We start from the raw sequence: 19,429 nt of genomic DNA on the forward strand, positions 1-19,429 counted from the left end.
AAAGAAAAATATAGAAACAGAGGGCAGGAATGAAACTGAGCAAAGCTAAACCCGGTTGGAAAAAAATGCCTGAAGAAGTCCGAAAGGAATCCATTCTTCAGGCGGCTATGCAATGTTTCTTTAGCAAAGGTTTTGAAAGAACCTCAGTCCAGGACATAGCTGACGCTGCAGGACTGACAAAAGGTGGAATCTATTTTCATTTTGAAAGTAAAGAAGAGATCAGAGACACTCTCATACAGAATTTTTTATCCTGGGAAAGATTCGGGTTCGAAGAGCCTGAAGTAAAAGCTCTCCCTCCTCACCTGCGCTTGGTAGAATATTTAGAAAGACTTGCGAATCGACTGGCAGTAGAGGGAAATTGTAGCCCTCGTTTATTTGCGGAAGCGACTGCTTGCGGAGCAATGGAAAAAGAAATATTAAGTTTTTATGATTCTTTAGAAAAACTTTTCGCTAAGGCGATTAAGGAATCTCAGGAAAGTGGCAAGATCAAAGCGGATCTTTCTCCAGAACTTTCTGCAAGGACTCTACTTGCACTTTTTGATGGTTTACAGATCCAATCTGATATTTCGGATAAAAGGGCATTGCAAACCAAAGGTCGAGAAGTACTCAAAGTCTTTTTTAAATCTATGCTATTCCTTCCTCAGGATGGCTGTGAGATTTAATATTTAGAAAAAACTGATGATTTTGTACTTAACTATTTTTATATTTTTTATCTTTCTTGATGTATTAATTCAAACGAAGATTGAAATCGAAAGGTCTCAAATTAAACTTCTTTTCTGGTTGTTCTTCGCACCACTTTTCTTCATTACGTTAGTGATCTTTTTTTCACTATGGAAGTCGATTCTCGCAAACAAAGTAGAATTAGTAGGGGTCATCAATATTCTTTTAGCAGCAATCATCTTATCTTTTGTGTCTTTCGAAGCAAAAAAGCTTACATTAGAAGGAGTATACTTAAATAAAGTCGACTATTGGTTCTCAGCTTGCCTGTTCTCTATTTCAAATATATCTGCAATTTCCGTTGCACTTTCGGCAGTATTTTTCGATGCAATGGGCTCCTTTCGAAATATATTTTATTCATCTATAATAATTACTCTTATATATAAATTTTTTATTTCGAAAAAAATGAATACTGAATTCCAAACATTTTTCTTCAAATACTTTGCTGGCATTCTACTTTATATTGGCTGTGGCGTTTCGATTATTATAACGATACTTTTAACAAATGTCTTACTTTTGGGCGCGGGTTAGATTGTTCAAACCTTGATCGGAAGATAAATACTCACTAACAAGAACGCTAAAGAAATCAGGATCGCCATGAGTGGTCTAACGATCCGATAAAACTTCCACAGTCTCAATTTATATTTTTGATTCTTCATCTCTATATATTAGAGAACAAACGAAGAATCTCAGACTTACATTTTTAGAAAATTTTTCATATTCCCTTGAGTGAGGGACAGCGACTAAAGAATTAGATTATTTTAATTCTTTATGTCTTTTTTTGATCCAGAGTCCGTACAAAATCCCGACAAAAAATCCGGATACGATCACTATAATTAAAATTGGGTCCATGTTCTTCCCAAATTTATTTTAGATCTAGGTTTTGTAAATCTTACTTGTTTTTGCTAGTTACTGAAGTCATCTCAAGATTGACACCTGCAACATGCACGTATGTCCAATCCGTACTTAGTGTTGGTGAAATTCCTGTGGTTCCAATAGAACCTGAATCCCCAACTGCCACAATTCGATTCAGTTTTGAGCTATAGGCCGCAGACATCCAATCATTGTATCCACTGCTACCTCCGCAAGTATCCAGAGTAGTGAAAGAAGTCCAGGACGCTCCTTGGTTAGAAGAATAAGCCCATTTACAATTTGGTCCAAATGTATAAATATTGCCGGACTTATCACTTGCAAATCCATTCGGTCTACTATTCGTTCCGAAACCTGTGGCTACAGTAGCAGGCCATGTTCCGTTCGAGTTCATTTTGGAACTCACAGCTACAGAATCACTCGATCTAGTTCCAACTAAATAGAAATCATTTGAACGGGATCGGAAAAACTGAAATGTAGTCATCTCATAAGGAGAGGCCGTAGGAGGATTCCATACCACCGATTCCAAAGAGCTTCCTCCTGGAGGAAATGATTCCCGAACATTAATGGAAGCTGCAGGATTATATTTTATTATAGCGGTGTAGGACCCCACTTCCATAGAACAATACATTGTATTATTATAAATTGAGCTTATACAAGAAGCATCAACGGTTCCATAATCTGGTCCTGCCAGATTTTCAATTGCGGTCCAGGTAACTCCGTCCAAACTTTGGATCGCATATAACTTTTCCCCATCACCGTAAGCAAATTTGGAACCCGTTGCGATAAATTTTGCCACCCCGCCAATGGAACCATAAGAGATAGTACGTAATGGTAGATTTCCGATCGCAGGATAAGCTGAAAAATTAGGACATGAGACCCTAGTCCAGGTCACTGCATCAGGACTAGTCCAAAGCCCACAGTTATTTGTTCTGCTAGTAAAATCACTAGTGATCGTTCCTACTGCGACAAATAGACCATTTCCATAAGTGACTGAGTATAAGCCTCCTCCAGTGCAATCCGGAAAAGTAGAAGAACCCGAACTCGCAGTCCATGCAACCCCATCTATACTCGTCCATAAGGAGCAAGCTACACCTACCGCTACAAACTCGACCCCATTTTCAGTAGGCGAAAATTGGTTGGATAATGACAGATCTAAGCCAAGACCCACTAAGGATTGGGAAGCGTCTATATTCACTTCTTTGGCTTGGTTGCAATATAGAATTTGAAAGATACTTAATAATAAAACAATACGCTTCATGGTAGGGCCTTTTACTTAATAACAAATTTCCCTCGAATCTTTCCCATCTTTTTTGGGATATCGATCGTTCAGTTATGTCAAATTTTGTAGAATTTGTTCCAGATTAATTTAGGGTTCCAACTTATAATCAGGCTCTAAAAGACGGGGGCAATGACTGAAAATGGTTCCCAGATAATGCCTGGCTAAAGAATGAAAAAGCCATTCTCCAGCATTGTTTTGTACTTCTGCAGAATCGATTTCAGAAAACCCATTTTTCTGAAAAAAAGAATCTAAACTCCAATCTTCTTCCCCAGGAATCACTTGCACTTTTAACATAGCGTAGAATGTCCCAGAATCAGGATCGAATCTAAATACGATGGATCGGCCTCCCAATGGATTCCGAATAGAGAAGGTAGACCATTTTGCTTTAGGCCCTGAGCCTTCAGACTTTAGATCGTACAATTCGTATTGTAAATCTTTCTCATCTCCGAAAAACTCATGAAAAGCAGAACGAAATGCCTCCCCGAATCCTAACTGAGTTGGTAAATAAGGATCTTCTGAAGAATCCATATTACTGATTCTTGAAAAGGCAGATACACCATCAAGTTTTTAGAGAAAAGGATCTAAGGAAAATAAACTAGATGCTAGTTATTTTTAAGAATCTGGCCGAAATAAAAACCATGGGATCGAAAAAATCTAGGATCTATTCACTGAAATTTTTTTCCATCCTCGCAGTGATTTTCATTTTATCAGGCGAAATCTTACCCAAGGATCTTTCTGGAATTTATAAAGAATACGTGGTCCAAGATTTTGAAACCGAAGTTTTTGGAGAAGAAAACGTAAAAGCAAAACTTGGACCTGATTTCAGTCCTGAGGTAAGGATCTCTACTGTGTTTAGAACTCCAGAAAGAGAATCTGAAAAATCTTTATATGTTGAACTAAGTGCAGAAAAAAATCAATCCTTCCAGATCTTATTCAAAAAACCATGGTCCTCCAAAGAATTTGTAAAAGAGTTCAAGTTTCATGTGTATGCAAACGATGGAGGTGGTTCTCTTTTTGTTTTAGTGAGAGATTCCAGTTTAGATCAAAAGAAATTATTACTCACACATTTTAATTTTTCAGGTTGGAAGGTCTTATCCTTAGACATCACTCGCAAAGTAAGACAAGACGATCTGGTGACTCATAAAAATTCAGAACTTGTATTCTTGGGATTTTTATACGAGGCGCCATTCGAAAGAAAAAGAGGTACGAGAGAAGTTTTCGTAATTGATGATATTCTTGCAAAGGCAAGACCTAAATACCTTTTGTTTCCTGGTGAGAAGGCCTTAGTAAAATAATTCGCACTCTTGTGAAGCTTCCCCCGATAGACTTAATATATCTTTTAATTAAGATCCGCAAGCCCTAGATCTTTTCTGGCCGGATAAGAATTCCTTCTTCTTTCAAAATATTCCCAGTCTGCATTCTTCCAAGATTCTCTTAACTTCTGGTCTTCTTCTTTTAAGAAAGTTTCTGTGGAGATTGGCTGATTTGGTTTTATAAATTCAGAAAGTGGAGGAAGTTTATTTTCTTTATACAAAATACATAACTTCTCCGCAAGTCTGTAAGTTCCGAGTAATCTTCCTAGCTGGCTATAACCCGCAATATGAGGAGTAAATATAGACTTTTCTAAACTTGCCATTTGTTCTGCAATCTTTCCATTAGGAGGTTCCGGAGAGAACACATCGATGACTTTGTATAGATCTTCTCTTTCTAAAATAATTTGGAAGGTTTCTTCGGACCAAACTTCTCCTCTGCTCGTATTCAGAAGAAGTGTTCCTTCTTTCAATTTAGAAATTTTACCTTTGTCGAGCAAATTTACGGTAGGATAAGGACCAGTAGAGGTAAGAGGAACATGAAGACTGACTATGGAACATTTTAGAATTTCATCTAAGGGAACAGATCGATCCTTGATAAAGGGGTCGTTATAGATATAGGAAATCTTCTTCTCTTCTAAAATTTTAGCAAATTTCTTACCTGTATTTCCGAAACCTATGATGCCTACATTCTTCTTTCTCAATTCTTCTTCCGAAAAAAAATGAAGAAGTGAAACCCAACAATATTCAGCAACAGAACCTGCATTACTTCCCGGAGAATTGATGAATACGCGAGATTCTTTTTTTAGATCCGAAAAATTCACATGGTCTGTTCCCGAGCTCACTGTCGCAAAAATTTTAACACTAGGAAACGTCCGACAGGACTCTTGATTCACCTTGAGTCTAGTGTTTGCAATTAATATTGTAGGTTTAAATTTTTCGACTTCTTCCGGAGATTTGGCCGGATAAGATCTGACATCTAAGTTGCGGAAATGGGAAAAAATTTCCGAGGCACCTACGGTTCCTTCCGGATAAAAAAGAATAGGAAGAGACATGAAGGAATCTTTTAAAAAAGGACCTGAATCGCCAATTTATTTTCCGTAAAAACTCTTGCCTTCTAGCACCCAATCAATACCTTCAATGCTTTCCAACCGGTAAATATTTCAAATGTTAGAACGTTTAAAAGAAATCCCCCAAAAAATCTGGCTTTTTGCCTCTGGTTTTTTAATCCTTATAGTATTGATTGTATTCCTTTTCTGGGAGCCTGGTTCTACCGGCAGAGACTTCGGTTTTGATGGGGAGGATTCTTCCGGCTTTACTGTAACCCAAAACGAGAACGGAGAATGGATCATCAATCCAGAGATCATGGCAACTTCTCGCGAGCTATATAAAGACGGTCAATGGTTAAGCTATGACGAGATCCTAAAATATGCAGCGAATGGAGAATTGGATCTTGTATCTTCTCTTTGGGAATTAAGAAGAAAATGTCCGGCAGATTATACTCCGGAACAATGTAACGAAATAGTAAAAGCGTTCATCCTAGAACAATATCCTGGAGCGGATGGAGAAAGACTCGTTGGTCTTTTCCGAAAATATCTTTCTTATGAGATCGTATTAAGAGAATTTGAGCAGCCTAAAGGCAAAAGCCAGGAAGAAATTTACGAAATCATAAAGAAGAAGAGAAGAGAACTTTTTTCCGATCAAGATGCTAAACTGATTTTCGGATTAGAAGAAGCCGAGAAGGACTTTCAATTCGGATATGATCAATTCTTAAGCGAGGTTAAAAATCTTCCTGGGGATAAAAAACTCGCAAGATATGAAGAATATCGTAAGGGAGTTTACGGAAATTATTATAATACGATTAACAAAAGAGAGCCTAAGTTCAATAAATACGAAACTGAACTGTTTTTTAAAGAAGCAGACCTTAACAAATTATCTGCTGCAGAAAAAGATCCTCAGGTTCGTGCAATCCGAGAAAAATATTTCGGCAAAGACGGAGCTGATCGGATTGAAAAAGTCTTAAAAGAAATTGATGCGGAAAAGAAGAAGGAAGAGCAAACCGCACAAGAAGAACAGAATTGGCTAAAAAGCCATCCAACTGCAAGACCTGAAGAAAAAGAAAAGGCCCTAAGCGAGATCAGAGTTAAAATTTTAGGCCAAGAAGAAGCAGAGGCTTATGCTAGAAGAAAAGCCTTAGAAGAAGACCAAAGACGTTTGCAAGGCAAATGATCCGGTTTTCCAGAAATCCGATCCGACCATTTTTATGCCTGATCGGAATTGCGTCCGGAATCCTCTTCGGAATGGAGCCCTTTGAGTTTTTTCCTGCGGGAGGGCTTTCCGCGTTATGCGCATATATTCTATTCTTAGAGTTGAGAGAATGGAAACTTAGATCTGCGATTTTCTGGCTTCTGGGGCTTTCTCAGATCATTAATCTTATCGTGTTTTTTTGGATCCCCTCTTCCATTTCCGCAATTTCAGGAGCAGGTGCGAGCATTTCCTGGGCTCTATTTCTGGTATATGGTGTCTTCTCACATTGTAAACTAATCATCTTTTACTTAGGATGGAATTTCAGTTTATTCTTATATAATAAATACATTAAATCTCCAGAGAGAGCCCTTCTATTTGGTTGGTTGATCTTTCCTGTTTGGGGAGTATTATCCGATCTGATTATGCCCCAGCTGTTTCCTTGGTACTGGGGAAATTTAGCGGAAGGGAATCTTTCCTTTTCCCAAATTGCATCCTGCACTGGTATATTTGGAGTAGGATTTTTTCTACTTTTAGGAAGCTCTTCGTTAGTTTTAATCAGGAACCCTTCCGTAAAAAGATATGGGATTGCTGGGGTCCTAATTTTCGGAATCGTTTGGACCTTGGGAGGTTTCAGACTTTATTCCGCTCCTGACTATACTGTGCCAAGTTCCACTCCTGCGATTGAAGATGGGATTTTAAAACTTTCAGGAGTTCTAATACAACCAAATACTTCTCCTGGCAAAAGAGAACTGGCTGAAAACCCAGAATTTGTTGGACAAACAATCAGCACAAGCTTAGAGTTAGGTCTTCGTTCTTCTTTGGAAACTTCACCACCCCCTGATCTTTTATTTTTGCCTGAGTCCGCTGTTCCGTTTCATGGAACTATCCCAAATGAAAATCCGGGACAAGGAGCGTATTCATCCACTTTCCATGGCGCCCTAATGTATCTAACGTATAAATCAGGCGCGGACATTTTATATAACGAGTTAAACCGATTCCCAGAAGGTTTAAAAAACCAGGTTACACTTCTTTCTTCTTCTAATGGAGAAGTAGAACGTTACGACAAAAGAAGATTACTCGCTTTCGGGGAATATATTCCTTTCGAATCTACATTTCCTTTTCTGAGAAAGCTGTTTAAAGAAACGTCCTTTTATATCACTGGAGGAGATCCTAAACCTCTTATCGGAAATCGATCGCTTAGAAGAGAAAGAGTTCCTTCTCTACCTACGGAAGAAGAAACTCCTTTGATCCAAAATCCAGATCATTTCCGTCCAATTTTAACTAACTCCGGCAAAGAAGAAAATGTTTCCTACCAAATCTTACCATTGATATGTTACGAGGCAATGTTCTCTTATCTTGTTAGAGACTCAGTAAAATTCGCATCCAAGGATACATATACGTTTTTCGTAAATCCAACAAACGACTCTTGGTTTTCTTCAGAAGTAGAAGCATGGCAGCATGCGGGAGCAGTTCGATTTAGAGCAATAGAATTCGGTCTTACATTAGTGCGTCCAGCAGTCACAGGAATTTCACTCGCTGTGGATCCGTATGGTAGAAGTTTAATTCATCCGACAAGATATGGAGAACAAAACACCAGATCATTTTTACTCCCTGCTACAAAATTGAAAGAGGGTGGAAATACATTCTATTCCAAATGGGGAAATTTTCCTTTTTATCTTTATACAATCCTGATATTCACGTTATTCTTTCTTGTAGGAAAAAAGACGTTTTCCAAAACTAAGGGTTAACTCCAAGGGGGATCTTTGTTAGAGCATACATTCTGCCATCTCCCTGGCATCGACGTGATCGAAGAGGGAAAACTCTGGGACCAAGGCATTCTTCATTGGGAAGAACTCAGAGAAGTGTTAAAAGAAAAAGTAAAGTCCCCTTCCGATATGCATTCCAGATTACTTTTGGACTCTCTGGATTTTTCCAGAAAGGAAATGAATAGAAAGAACTGGGATTATTTTTTCTTCGCTCTTCCCAACCAACAAAAATGGAGACTATTTCCAATTATCAGAGAAAATCTTCTCTACTTAGATATTGAAACTTCCGGCCTAGGAAGTGGCGACTTTGTAACTGTTGTTGGAACATACGACGGTAAAGATTTCAAAACGTATCTGAGAGGAAGGAATATGGACGATTTTCCGGAAGAACTTTTATCTTCTCATGTTTTTGTGACTTATAATGGCGCTGCGTTCGATGTTCCTTTCTTAGAAAGAGAATTCGGTAAAAAATTCAAGAACCGTCATTTAGATCTAATGTATATTCTTCGCAGCCTTGGGATCAAGGGTGGCCTGAAAGGATGTGAGAAAGCCTTAGGTATTAAAAGAGATCTTCCTTACGAAGTCAATGGTGCAGATGCTGTTCGATTATGGTGGCAATATGTTCAGTACGATGACCAAGACGCATTAGATCTTCTTTTAAAATATAATAAAGAAGATGTAGTCAACCTAGAACTTTTGTTTATTAAAGCCTACAACTTGAAGATCAAAGAGACACGATTTTTCGGAGAAGTCATCCCCGAGGTTTGAGGCGCAGAGGGAGCAGAGCCACAGCGTTTTATTTCTCACGCCGAGACGCAGAGTCGCTGAGAGAAGTTCTTATAAATCGTTTTTAAAAACTCTCTGCGTCTTAGCGCCTCTGCGTGCCAAATCCCGCGCCTCTCCTAACTCTGCGGCTCCGGTTCAGCGATCCAACGATAAGTTTCGTAAGGCGGTTCCGTTTCGATTATTTCCACCCAGCCCTTGTCTATAAACTTACGGACCATAGAATGTAATATTGCCATCGCTGTATTATAATATCCCGAATTAGCGACCTTCTCTCCCATTGCTTCCAAAGTTAAGGAAGAAAGGTCGTATTCCTTTTCCTTAAGCCTGCGGATCACGCCTCTTTCCAAGATCTGCAATGTTTTATGAAGAAGTTTGATCGCCTTTTGAGGAGATTCAGGTTCTGGCCCATGAGCAGGCAATAATCTACGAATGCTCATCTTAGAAATCCTTTCTAAAGAGCGATAATAATCCTCTAGATTACCGTCTATCTCTGCGTAAATAGAAGAGATATTTTGTAAGACCAGGTCTCCTGTGAAAAATATATTCTCTTCTAAGATATAAGGAGTGAGATGCCAAAGATTATGACCAGGGGTGTGTAAAAATCCGATATCTCTTCCGCCGGCATGGATCACATCTCCTTCTTCTAATTCTATATCAAATTTTAAGATAGGATCAATTCGAGTTCCTCTACTTAATGTATTTCTTAAGTTTAGATTTCCTTCTTCTATCCTTGATAATTCCCTTTTACGATCTTCCGGAACTCTATGGCCTTTATACACCAATCGTTTGGAAGCTCTGTTAAACATTTCTACATGCTCCAGATAATTCCCGATACCAGATGCCATTCCCTTCATTGCATATAGTTTCGCATCTGTATAATAACGAATAGTAAGAACGGCACTTAGATGATCCAAATGATTATGAGTATAAAAGATATGTTTGATCTTACCTAAACTAAGTCCGATCTTTCGAAGTGCTCTTTGGAGCATTCCCAAATTTGCAAGATAACCCGAATCAATCAGTGCAGGTTCTCCGTCTGGAAGAATATAAATATTATTGGGAGCATAAAACGGCTGAGGGATCTCCGTTTTAAAAATTCCGTCCCCGATTTCTTTTACATCTGGAATTGAGTCATAGTGATATATTTTCAAACTCGAATTCTCCCTTTACTAAGTCAATCTACCTAGCACGTCTTCTAGGAAAATAAGCGACTCCTTTCTCTGCAAGCTTCTAAATTTCCTTTTCGGATATACTCAGAAAGAATTCTAATTGAGTCTAAATTCTCTTTTGCGTCTTCTCCCAGAATTCGTTTAATATGTTTTGTTTCGAACGCTGATAGTTTCCCATCGAAGGAGCACGCGATACATAATAATTTCAAACAAGCTTTCTTTTCTTCCTTAGATAATTGGGAAACCAAACTTCCGAATGTATCTAGGTCGTCCAAAGAGCCATCGTGTGAATTTAAACCAAATCCTTTATGCATTTTGATCAGCATATATTCTAAATTAGGATGGAATATTTGCGTGAATACTACTGAGTTCCCTACGGCAGCCAAGAATGCAATCTGTCCCTCTTTGCTGAGTTTATCCTTATTTTGTAATATTTCGTCCGTAACTTCTCTAGCTATGATCCTGGACAATAATCTGATCCTAAGTTCTTTTAAAATCAGATACATGACCACTCCGTCCCAGATCGCAGTAATAGGAGCGGCCACATAATCAGCATACACTCTCAATGAGTTTCTTGCTAAAATTTTTCGGAGAAAGATCTTTGCGATCAAATTAGAAAGTAAAACTTTTGTCTTATAGAAGAATGTTCTGATGAGTAAACTTCTTTTGTCAGTGAGTCTTAATGGATCTATCCCTAAAAGTTTTAGATCAGGATCGGGAATTTCCAATGCCATTCTGGAGAGTAAATTTGCGTTTCCGGTGACAAGGTCTGGATCTTCTTCCAACCGGATTCCTGAAAGTTTTGTGAGTTTATATGCGGCCCATAATCCTAATTTATAAAGCAGATAAAATTCCACTATGGTTCCGATTGCGAGAGCCGCTCCTGCATAACTCCATTTTTCGATAAAAGCGGGAGAAAATGTTTCTGGTGATTCAGGAAAAAGTTTTTCTACTAAGATAATAAAATAAGTGGTCCAAAATCCGATCTGCAATCCTAAGAAAGATGCCCAACGTATTATCCAAGTACTTTTGGGGAAGAAGTCAGTGCTTGGTCCAAGACCTTTTTCTTCCTCCTTCTCCGCATCGACATAATTCCGGAGAATTTTAATCCCCCATTTTTCCAAAACACCTGGTTTATAATCTGAATAAGATTCGGCCCTTACAGTCATCAGGAGGACGATCGGAAACTAAAATAGAAGGCAAGTCAACTCAATGGCGGAACCTTTCTAGGAGTTTTCCGGGTCTAAGGCCCAACAGGTCGAGTTTTCGTTCCCAAGATTTCATTCTTGACCATGATTTTCCGAAGATAGATATTAGAATTATGGCGTTCTCCAAATCGTTTATTTCCAAATTATTCCCTGCATTTATCGGCCTAATCGCCACGGCCGCGGTGCTCGTGTCTTGCAATACTGGTGATACTAATAAAGTAGATCTTACTGTAACTGGAACGGATGGTTCCACCTTCCCTATCCAGGGAGAAGTTGATAAGGATAAAACTTCCAACTGTGGAACAGCTACTCCTTACTCTAGCTCCAGCGGTGGAACAACCACAGGAACGACGACCGGAGGAACAGGATCCACTACGAATTTATTTACAATCAATTCCAGGATGTATTTTACTACAGGTGCATTCGTGACTTTAAAATTCGTTTACGATGCGACTCAAAACCAAGGAACAGTTGATGCTCAGCAAGGGTTTTCCTTCTCCGGCCTCCCTGCATTAGGAGTTTCACCTGTGGTAGCAAACTACGGAAAAATTTTCTGGGGCGGAAGTGGAGTACCTGTGGACACTGGAACTTCTAGCACACAAGCGCTCTCCTATCTAACAGTTACTTTGGATTTAGTGGGAAATAAAGTAACAACAGGATCTGCAGGTCTCGCCTTGACCCAATGTTATACTACAGACTTTATCAACTGTACTTCTGCTACTTCTTCCAGTATGTGTTATACGCAAGATGGTTTAAAATGTTATAATACGAATACCGCAAGCGGTCCTACTGTTTCCATCAAGGGTGATATTAACTGTACAAGTAACGCGATCCCTTCCGGTTCATCGACAACCAGCCAGTAATAAACATTTAGATTAAATAGCTAAAAAGCCGTGGGTTCATCCGCGGCTTTTTTTATGCCCATCCCTTACTTTAGGTACCTCATTTGGGATAGAGGAATATTCATATTATTATAAAGTGATTCTCCCTTGTATCTAAAATATTTGACCGTTACGCACTTTAGAAAATCATACTACTCTAAATCAATCCCAAAAGGACAAAAATGAATCGTAAGACTATTTTCCTGATCGCTTCTGCGTTAGTAATGTTCAACTGTGCTTTCCCTTCTACGAGAGAAGGAATGAGAGTTACAGACTTTAAAGCTCCCAAAAAAGTCGGAGATAAGATCTATATCAACGAATCTGTGGGCGGAAGTATTACTTTGCCATTTTGGATTTCCAAAATTTCTGACGAAGAATTCACTGCAGCAGTAAAAGAATCCGTAGCAGCAGCAGGCCTTTTCGAAACTCTCGAAGAACAATTCGGGAACAATTGGCACCTTAAAATCGAGATCGTAGATGTGGATCGACCTTACTTCGGAACCACTTTTACAGTAAAAACGAAGATCAAATACACATTATCCAAAGGAACTCAGGTAATTTCTGAACTTTTAGTCGACGAATCCGGCGAAGCAACTATTGGCGATGCTATATTTGGAGTAAGAAGATTAAGACTAGCAAATGAAAATTCAGCAAGAGCGAATATCAAAAAGTTCTTGGAAGAAGTTTCCAAAGTGCAAGTAAAAGTTCCAGGCAAAAAATAACTATTTACGTGCTACAGAAGGCGAGAGAAATTCTTTCGCCTTCCTTCTCTCCCATTCAAAGAATCAGACTTCCATCAATTTGCGGAATTGTTCTTTAACAAGATTACCCTCGTTAGATTCCGGATACGATTTTAAGAAGGTTAATAATCCCTCTACGTCGGCGACAAATTCTTTGTTTAAACTTTTCCGAATATTATATCGGTTCAATAAGGATAGAATGACAAGATCGTCATCTGAATTTCTTTCTTCCTTAGCAAACAAAGAATGAGCTAACTTTTTATCGTTTTTATCTGCAACTTCTAATAGCTTTAAGACCGGATAGGTATACAAACCATTACGGAAATCTTTTAGAGGGATCTTTCCAGTTTGATCTCCTGCTTGGAAATAATCGATCGCATCATCCTGTTTCTGAAATAAAGAACCCAAGCGGATCCCGAACTCATGTAATTTTTTTCTGGTTTTCTTAGGAACTTCTGTTAATATACCTGCTGCTTCTGATACAGCTCCGAATAGGGATGCAGTTTTTCCGTAGACCACTTTATTATAGATATCTAATGTAATTTTGGGATTTTTCTCCCATTCCATTTGAATAAGTTCGCTCACGGAAAGATCTTTGATCACAGTTGTAAAAAGATCCATCAAATCCGGAGAACCCAAACTGTTTAGATGGTCTATTCCGCATGCAAGAAGATAATCCCCTGCTAAGATAGAAGTTTTGTTTCCGAATTTAGAAGGAACACTTGGCATTCCTCTTCTGGTCTGGGCCTCATCTACTACATCATCATGAAGAAGGCTAGCAGCATGGATGAGTTCCGCGATAGCACCAACGTCGGAATATTTATCTCCCTTATAGCCAAGGATCTTACAAAGGCAATAATGCAGAATAGGACGTATTCTTTTTCCACCCGACCGAATCGTATATTCTTTGATCTCGGCCAGAATGCGCAGATCTTCGTCTATGATATCTTTTAGTTTTTTATCGAACTTACGGACTAAGAGATCTTTCAATCCTTTTGCTTTCACGCGGGTTTCCTGTTACGACAGTATTTAGAAATGAATTTTCGGCTCAAGCAGTAAAGGGCGAAAGGAGTGAAGTTCCTAACCAATTTCTGGTCAAGGTTTCCACTTATTGTCCAAGGCGAGAAGATGACGAGAAAGGACCTTTTCCATATCTCTGTCCTCTTTTTTACGATAGATATGAATTAGATTTCTGAACATTCTTTTGAGAATTGTCAAGCTGCTCGCATGAGTGAAGTATCTTTCATGGGCTTGAAATCCGTTGGCTTTTAGAAAACGAATGCAGGTAGAACGATCCAACATTACGCCGCCATGATAAGAATCGATGTAAGTCTGGAATTCAGAAGATTCAAAATGTAATAGAAAGTGCAAAGGCATATTCACCCCATATAAGGGGAGTTGCAATCTATGAGCCACTAAGAGATAGATAACGGAAAGTGAGATAGGTATTCCCTTTTTAGAAGAGAATACCTTATGCAGGTAGGAATTATTCGGGTCCTCGTATTGGTCGTGGTTTCCGCCAAAACCCTCTTCCTGAGAAAGAACTCGAGTTAAAAAATGCACTTTGACTTCGTCTGACGCGAGGTCTTCGTTCAAGTCCACGAGTTCCTCGACACGAATTGCAATCTTGTCCAGATAAGTTCTGAACTCCAAATAAGAAAGATCTGAATCAATCACGGATGAAAGAAGAAATACACCTTCTTCCAGATCATCGTAATGATTTGGATGGCCCTTTTCTGCTAAGATAGAATAACGATAGCTGATTCTTTCTGAATGAACTTCTGCACTCACTGAACGTGCAAAAACTCTAAGAGTCGGATCTTTTAGTTCGTCTGCAATCTCCTGAACTCTAACTTGCCAAGGGATCATGCTAGCGATCTCTTTTATGATCCTAGATTTATCTTGAAGAGAAGAAAACTCCAACTGATAAAACTTGTCCTCGATCTTGTCCGGGGGAAAAGGAACTGTGCCGAAGAAAGAATCGGAAAATTGCATATATATAAAATCTGATTTCAAAAACGAAAGTCAATTCGGATCTGAAAGATATGAACAAAAAAAGGATGAGTACAATAAGATAACTATGTCTTCCATCTTTTTCGAACACACTTGTTCAAGCGATCGGAAAAGATGAATGAGACTTTTGTTATGTTAAGAAAAATATTTGGGTTAGAAAAATTTCTTTCTCTAACCCTAGGGGATTAAGCGATTACTTGTTCTAATTCTTCGAGTGCTTTCTTTTCTTGCTCTGCATTTGGAGGAGTTCCATGCCAACCTGGGTTATTTTCCATGAAGGAGACACCTTTTCCAAGAACAGTTTCGAAAAGAATAATTGTAGGGGAACCTTTATGAGCTTTTGCCTTTTCGAAAGCGGAGATAATGGATTCAACATTATGACCATCTGCTTCTAATACATTCCATCCGAATGCAGCAAACTTTTTGTTAAGAGGTTCCAGATTCATCACATCTTTGGTGAATCCGTCGATCTGGATCCCGTTTTTATCCATAAACGCAATCAGATTGTCGGTCTTATAGTGAGCAGCGGATTGTGCTGCTTCCCAAGTCATACCTTCTCCACATTCTCCGTCAGAGATACATGCATATACTTTGTAGTCTTTTTTAGAAAGTCTTGCACCTAAAGCGATTCCTACTGCAACAGAAAGTCCTTGGCCTAAAGATCCGGAAGAACTTTCGATTCCTTTTAAATAACGGGTAGAAGGATGCCCTTGTAATTTAGAGTTTATGTTCCTAAAAGTAAGAAGTTCGGACTCTGGGAAAAATCCTGCCTGAGCCATAGCAGCATAACGTACTGCGCATACGTGACCGTTGGAAAGGATAAGCCTATCTCTATCTTCCCAATCTGGATCAGAAGGTTTATGATTTAAGACCTTTTTGTATAATACTGCGTAGATATCTGCTAATCCGAGCGGGCCGCCCGGGTGACCGGATTTAGCCGCAGTAACCATTTTGATCACGTTTTTGCGGATATTATTAGCGAATATTTTGATTTCTTTGGTGTCTTCCACGTAGGCGCTCCGGTATTAATTCGAGCGGAACAAAAACAGTCCCGATAGATAAACGAGTGTGTATAATGGTAGAAAAATAAAATGAAGCTTCCTATGGAATTCTTTTTTTCTAGTCAGCCCTGACCAACCCATGAGTAACATCAGAATAAGTGTAATAGCAGCAATCGCTCTATGAATGTCTATATACAGTTTATCGACAGTGGCGATTAGTCCTGACTGCTCTATCCCTGGCCCCAAATATTTTAAGCCGAGCAAATAAACCGCTGTGCTCAAATTAAAAAGGATCCCTCCTAAGTTAAAGATCCTATGTAATCGGTTATTCCGAAAACGAAACCAATACCCTGTATAAAAAAATAGGATTGAGAGAGTCATTCCAGTATTGATCAGAAAAAGAGACATCTGTCCAAAAGACAATATTTGAAACTAGGAGAAAATCCTTTTTAATCGATTGACCCGACAAAATGATTTCGAAAACTGTCTCTTGAACGCTGCCTTAGCTCAATTGGTAGAGCATCTGATTTGTAATCAGACGGTTGTGGGTTCGATTCCTATAGGCAGCTCGTTCATTTTCCGAATAAGATTGACCAGCCACCCTAAGCAAAAATAATGGCTTTCAACAACGGGTAGGTACTCAAGCGGTCAACGAGGGCAGACTGTAAATCTGCTGGCCCAGCCTTCGAAGGTTCGAATCCTTCCCTGCCCAAAAGTTTCTTCCTTTCCCCTTAAAACAAAATCCTAATATACTGAAAAATCCTTGGAAGGATTCGAAGCTTTCGAGTGAAAGCATTCATAGCGACCCGTAGGGAGCGTAAATGAATGCGACTCGAGCCATGGATGGCGAAGAGCGCGAGAAAGACGCCTCGGAGCCCAGTCGAACACGAAGTGAGACTGCGTAGAGGCGAATCCTTTTTCTGATATATAATTTATTAATCAATCTTCCCCAAATAATCTATAACTAAGGGAAAGATTTAAAGCCTTAGAATCATTACTTGAATTCAGAATTATAAAAATTCGATTCTGCTTACTAAAATCTCCACCTGCGCTGCGAATAGAAGCATATGCCGGAATATTCGCATTTTTTTCACTTTCTTCCATTACCACGAGTTTTCCTTCTTCGGTTAACTTTAACAACCAATCTCCTGCCTCGGGTCCGACGAAATGGGTGGAAATAGAATCATCCAAAATTGATCCGCCAGTTACAACCAAAGCCAAATTATAAGGAAATAAATCGTATACGACCCCTAATATTTTATCATTTTTATCAGATGGGTATTCTAACTGGTTAGTCTTCGAATTATACATAACAACGCGATTTTTTTCAATGTACGAAGCTGCTTTAAATATAAGAATCCGAGAATGTAAGTTTAATCTTCCTGTGCTACTCCAGTATTGTATGTCTTCCCAATTTTTAGCTAAGCTTAAGCTTATATCTCTGGCATCACGAATTTTAAATGACCAAGAAAATCTATCTCCAAAATTAATTCCCTTCTCTTTGATACTCATAGCTAATGCAACCACAGTTGAATATACTATATCTATTAATGGGGGAATAAATAATCCCACGAGTGTTCCCTTTATTATTGGAAACCAAACTCTTTCGCACCTGTAGCTACGAAGTGTTTCAACAAAGCTCATCATTAATTTTTCAGGATTCATTTCCGGGTAATAGAATGCTGAAACAATTAAAAGATAGATGTAATCAAAATTCCAAAGTACAAGAGCCGTTACGACTGAATACAAGATGGGATGTTTAAATCTTTCTAAAAAAACAGAAAAGAAATCTTTCATTTGATTAAATATTTATCATTTTTTTGAAAAAACAACATTTTGCTCTTATGATTTTTCATTTTTCTATTCAATAGAAATGATATTTACCGGAAATCCCTCAATCTCCACCAACACCGCGACAGCGATGCGCAGGGCTTTAGTCCGGGTTTGCCCGGATGAGCGCGAATGCGCGAACCCGAAGCAGCGCGCTCTCGCGCGAAGCGAGAGAGTCGCCCAAATCGTAATTAATGGAACCTACACACCAATCAAGGTCTCATGAAGAACAAGAGAGCTATTCATGAAACTCAAAAAAGAATTAATTTTGAAGTGAGTTGAGATATGAACTTTAACAGATCGATTATAACTTCTAATTTTTATATTCTAAAGATAAACATTATATTGTTTGTTGTAGCAGCGATTTGCTTTTTGATTGACTGCAAAAAATTTGCAGCTCTGGAAGATCGAACAACTGCGATCATCAATGCAAAAATTTTCGATGGAGAAGAACTGATTAAAGATCATACTTTAATCATCAAAGGGAATCATATTCATTCCATAGGAGGAGATATTCCCGCAGACGCAACGATTATAGATGCAAATGGTGGGACGTTGCTGCCAGGCTTAATAGATTCACATGTTCATACAGATATAGATGGTTTGCGTGATGCGCTTCTATTCGGAGTGACCACAGAACTCGAGATGACTGGCCAATGGATGTTTTGGGAACGCTGGCAACTTTCCTATCGAAATGATATTGCCGACATGCGTTCCGCAGGTATGGGGATCACTCCTCCTGGTGGACATCCTACACAATACATGCAGTTGAGTAGCAACTGGTTCTTAAAAACATTCTATCGTTATCCATTTGTTTCCACTCCAGAAGAGGCAATCAAGTTCGTAGACAAACAAGTGGAAGCAGGTTCCGACTTCATTAAGATCATTATTGAAGATGGAGACACAGTAGGCACACCGGGACTTCCTGTAATTGATGAGGCGACTCTAGTTGCCTCTGTGAAGGCATCTCATCGTCGGGACAAGATGGCAATCGCACATGTTACTTCTGTTGCAGGAGGACGCAGAGCAATTTCTGCAGGCGTTGATGGATTGGCTCATATGTTCTTTGATGAAAAACCTGACAAAGAACTAATAGCGAAAATTAAGTCTTCGGGAGCTTTCATTGTACCCACATTGACTACACTCTCCACAGCTTTTGGAAATAGTCCGCATGTATTAATCTCAGATAAACGTGTTAGTTCGAAGTTGAGTAAAGAATGGTTAGAGGCTCTTTCTAAAACTATGAATGTTTATCCCAAAGGAAAATTAGAAGATGCTTTCGAAAGTGTAATGTCCCTTCATAGAGCCGGAGTAGATATATTAGCAGGAAGTGATGTATCTGAGCCTATTGCAGATCTTGGAGGACTTGTTCACGGCGCGAGCCTTCATCACGAATTGCAATTATTAGTAGCTGCTGGATTCAAACCTATTGAGGCTTTACGTGCTGCTACCTCTGTTCCTGCGCGAAGATTTAATTTAAACGATCGTGGTAGGATTTTTCCGGGAGCGAGAGCAGACTTATTTTTAGTGGATGGAGATCCACTTCAAAATATTTCGGATACCTTATCTATTCGTACAGTTTGGCGCGCAGGAGTTCAACAATGATTAT

At 39.0% G+C, this 19,429-nt stretch carries 19 protein-coding genes and 2 tRNA genes; 11 read left to right on the forward strand and 10 right to left on the reverse strand.

Translation table 11 applies throughout. The features are described from left to right. The first annotated feature begins 29 nt into the window (after positions 1–29). Together B1C82_RS07910 and B1C82_RS07915 are read left to right on the forward strand one after the other, a co-directional pair. Positions 30–662, forward strand: coding sequence for a TetR/AcrR family transcriptional regulator (locus tag B1C82_RS07910; RefSeq protein ID WP_086447074.1), 633 nt, complete (start codon positions 30–32; stop codon positions 660–662). A gap of 16 nt (positions 663–678) precedes the next feature. After that, complete coding sequence (locus B1C82_RS07915) at positions 679–1,248, forward strand: hypothetical protein (RefSeq protein WP_086447075.1); 570 nt, start codon at positions 679–681, stop codon at positions 1,246–1,248. Between the two features lie 361 nt (positions 1,249–1,609). On the opposite strand, the gene B1C82_RS07920 is transcribed toward B1C82_RS07915, so the two are convergent. Together B1C82_RS07920 and B1C82_RS07925 are read right to left on the reverse strand one after the other, a co-directional pair. Continuing rightward, positions 1,610–2,848, reverse strand: coding sequence for a hypothetical protein (locus B1C82_RS07920; protein WP_086447076.1), 1,239 nt, complete (start codon positions 2,846–2,848; stop codon positions 1,610–1,612). Positions 2,849–2,956: 108 nt separating this feature from the next. Further along, entirely contained in the window at positions 2,957–3,397 is a 441-nt protein-coding gene (locus tag B1C82_RS07925; protein WP_086447077.1) for a hypothetical protein, read from the reverse strand. Positions 3,398–3,507: 110 nt separating this feature from the next. Between B1C82_RS07925 and B1C82_RS07930 the strand changes: the two genes are divergently transcribed. Beyond that, the gene (locus B1C82_RS07930; RefSeq protein WP_411550315.1) at positions 3,508–4,164 is read left to right on the forward strand and encodes a flagellar assembly protein FlaA; all 657 of its coding nucleotides are present in this window, start codon (positions 3,508–3,510) and stop codon (positions 4,162–4,164) included. A gap of 44 nt (positions 4,165–4,208) precedes the next feature. Here the strand turns inward: B1C82_RS07930 and B1C82_RS07935 are convergent, their stop codons facing one another. After that, positions 4,209–5,234 (reverse strand): NAD(P)-dependent oxidoreductase, encoded by a 1,026-nt coding sequence (locus B1C82_RS07935; protein ID WP_086447079.1) that lies wholly within the window; start codon positions 5,232–5,234, stop codon positions 4,209–4,211. A 112-nt stretch (positions 5,235–5,346) separates the two neighbouring features. Here B1C82_RS07935 and B1C82_RS07940 point away from each other — a divergent pair, with 112 nt between their 5' ends. From B1C82_RS07940 to B1C82_RS07950, 3 genes are read left to right on the forward strand one after another with little or no spacing between them, the layout of a single operon-like run. Beyond that, entirely contained in the window at positions 5,347–6,408 is a 1,062-nt protein-coding gene (locus B1C82_RS07940) for a lipase secretion chaperone (RefSeq protein WP_086447080.1), read from the forward strand. After that, positions 6,405–8,174: an apolipoprotein N-acyltransferase gene (locus tag B1C82_RS07945; protein ID WP_086447081.1), complete on the forward strand. Its 1,770-nt coding sequence runs from the start codon at positions 6,405–6,407 to the stop codon at positions 8,172–8,174. Before B1C82_RS07940 ends, B1C82_RS07945 begins: the two co-directional genes overlap by 4 nt. Positions 8,175–8,189: 15 nt before the next feature. Beyond that, entirely contained in the window at positions 8,190–8,960 is a 771-nt protein-coding gene (locus tag B1C82_RS07950; RefSeq protein ID WP_086447082.1) for a ribonuclease H-like domain-containing protein, read from the forward strand. 134 nt (positions 8,961–9,094) lie between these two features. Here the strand turns inward: B1C82_RS07950 and B1C82_RS07955 are convergent, their stop codons facing one another. Both B1C82_RS07955 and B1C82_RS07960 read right to left on the reverse strand, forming a co-directional pair. After that, on the reverse strand, positions 9,095–10,129 hold the full coding sequence (locus B1C82_RS07955) for an MBL fold metallo-hydrolase (RefSeq protein ID WP_086447083.1): 1,035 nt from the start codon (positions 10,127–10,129) through the stop codon (positions 9,095–9,097). Between the two features lie 44 nt (positions 10,130–10,173). Further along, positions 10,174–11,316, reverse strand: a complete 1,143-nt coding sequence (locus B1C82_RS07960; RefSeq protein WP_086447084.1) for an LBF_2804 family protein — start codon at positions 11,314–11,316, stop codon at positions 10,174–10,176. 152 nt (positions 11,317–11,468) lie between these two features. Here B1C82_RS07960 and B1C82_RS07965 point away from each other — a divergent pair, with 152 nt between their 5' ends. Continuing rightward, positions 11,469–12,218, forward strand: coding sequence for an LIC10920 family plasminogen-binding lipoprotein (locus tag B1C82_RS07965; protein WP_086447085.1), 750 nt, complete (start codon positions 11,469–11,471; stop codon positions 12,216–12,218). Between the two features lie 200 nt (positions 12,219–12,418). Then, the gene (locus B1C82_RS07970) at positions 12,419–12,958 is read left to right on the forward strand and encodes a hypothetical protein (protein ID WP_086447086.1); all 540 of its coding nucleotides are present in this window, start codon (positions 12,419–12,421) and stop codon (positions 12,956–12,958) included. A gap of 63 nt (positions 12,959–13,021) precedes the next feature. Here the strand turns inward: B1C82_RS07970 and B1C82_RS07975 are convergent, their stop codons facing one another. The 4 genes from B1C82_RS07975 to B1C82_RS07990 form a co-directional block, all read right to left on the reverse strand. Continuing rightward, positions 13,022–13,981 (reverse strand): polyprenyl synthetase family protein, encoded by a 960-nt coding sequence (locus B1C82_RS07975; RefSeq protein ID WP_086447087.1) that lies wholly within the window; start codon positions 13,979–13,981, stop codon positions 13,022–13,024. Between the two features lie 90 nt (positions 13,982–14,071). Next, positions 14,072–14,971 carry a transglutaminase-like domain-containing protein gene (locus B1C82_RS07980; protein ID WP_167373752.1) on the reverse strand — a complete coding sequence of 300 codons (900 nt, stop codon included), beginning with the start codon at positions 14,969–14,971 and terminating at the stop codon, positions 14,072–14,074. A 203-nt stretch (positions 14,972–15,174) separates the two neighbouring features. Beyond that, entirely contained in the window at positions 15,175–15,999 is an 825-nt protein-coding gene (locus B1C82_RS07985; protein ID WP_086447089.1) for a transketolase, read from the reverse strand. Positions 16,000–16,014: 15 nt separating this feature from the next. Further along, positions 16,015–16,398 (reverse strand): hypothetical protein, encoded by a 384-nt coding sequence (locus B1C82_RS07990; protein ID WP_086447090.1) that lies wholly within the window; start codon positions 16,396–16,398, stop codon positions 16,015–16,017. An 88-nt stretch (positions 16,399–16,486) separates the two neighbouring features. Between B1C82_RS07990 and B1C82_RS07995 the strand changes: the two genes are divergently transcribed. Next, positions 16,487–16,559, forward strand: a tRNA-Thr gene (locus B1C82_RS07995). 61 nt (positions 16,560–16,620) lie between these two features. Further along, positions 16,621–16,702: transfer RNA gene (locus B1C82_RS08000), tRNA-Tyr, on the forward strand. 227 nt (positions 16,703–16,929) lie between these two features. On the opposite strand, the gene B1C82_RS08005 is transcribed toward B1C82_RS08000, so the two are convergent. Further along, positions 16,930–17,739, reverse strand: a complete 810-nt coding sequence (locus B1C82_RS08005) for a hypothetical protein (RefSeq protein WP_157894115.1) — start codon at positions 17,737–17,739, stop codon at positions 16,930–16,932. A 366-nt stretch (positions 17,740–18,105) separates the two neighbouring features. On the opposite strand from B1C82_RS08005, the gene B1C82_RS08010 reads away from it, so the two are divergent. After that, positions 18,106–19,425: an amidohydrolase family protein gene (locus B1C82_RS08010; RefSeq protein WP_086447092.1), complete on the forward strand. Its 1,320-nt coding sequence runs from the start codon at positions 18,106–18,108 to the stop codon at positions 19,423–19,425. Positions 19,426–19,429 lie beyond the last annotated feature (4 nt).

Origin of the sequence: Leptospira venezuelensis (assembly GCF_002150035.1) — a bacterium.
Classification (GTDB): Bacteria; Spirochaetota; Leptospiria; order Leptospirales; family Leptospiraceae; genus Leptospira_B; species Leptospira_B venezuelensis.

Coding starts and splice junctions, on each gene's coding strand:
- B1C82_RS07990 (WP_086447090.1), bottom strand. CDS start 16,398: ATGTCTCTTTTTCTGATCAATACTGGAATGACTCTCTCAATCCTATTT.
- B1C82_RS07935 (WP_086447079.1), bottom strand. CDS start 5,234: ATGTCTCTTCCTATTCTTTTTTATCCGGAAGGAACCGTAGGTGCCTCG.
- B1C82_RS07925 (WP_086447077.1), bottom strand. CDS start 3,397: ATGGATTCTTCAGAAGATCCTTATTTACCAACTCAGTTAGGATTCGGG.
- B1C82_RS07910 (WP_086447074.1), top strand. CDS start 30: ATGAAACTGAGCAAAGCTAAACCCGGTTGGAAAAAAATGCCTGAAGAA.
- B1C82_RS07970 (WP_086447086.1), top strand. CDS start 12,419: ATGAATCGTAAGACTATTTTCCTGATCGCTTCTGCGTTAGTAATGTTC.
- B1C82_RS07940 (WP_086447080.1), top strand. CDS start 5,347: ATGTTAGAACGTTTAAAAGAAATCCCCCAAAAAATCTGGCTTTTTGCC.
- B1C82_RS07960 (WP_086447084.1), bottom strand. CDS start 11,316: ATGACTGTAAGGGCCGAATCTTATTCAGATTATAAACCAGGTGTTTTG.
- B1C82_RS07920 (WP_086447076.1), bottom strand. CDS start 2,848: ATGAAGCGTATTGTTTTATTATTAAGTATCTTTCAAATTCTATATTGC.
- B1C82_RS07980 (WP_167373752.1), bottom strand. CDS start 14,971: ATGCAATTTTCCGATTCTTTCTTCGGCACAGTTCCTTTTCCCCCGGAC.
- B1C82_RS07930 (WP_411550315.1), top strand. CDS start 3,508: ATGGGATCGAAAAAATCTAGGATCTATTCACTGAAATTTTTTTCCATC.
- B1C82_RS07965 (WP_086447085.1), top strand. CDS start 11,469: ATGGCGTTCTCCAAATCGTTTATTTCCAAATTATTCCCTGCATTTATC.
- B1C82_RS07915 (WP_086447075.1), top strand. CDS start 679: ATGATTTTGTACTTAACTATTTTTATATTTTTTATCTTTCTTGATGTA.
- B1C82_RS07945 (WP_086447081.1), top strand. CDS start 6,405: ATGATCCGGTTTTCCAGAAATCCGATCCGACCATTTTTATGCCTGATC.
- B1C82_RS08010 (WP_086447092.1), top strand. CDS start 18,106: ATGAACTTTAACAGATCGATTATAACTTCTAATTTTTATATTCTAAAG.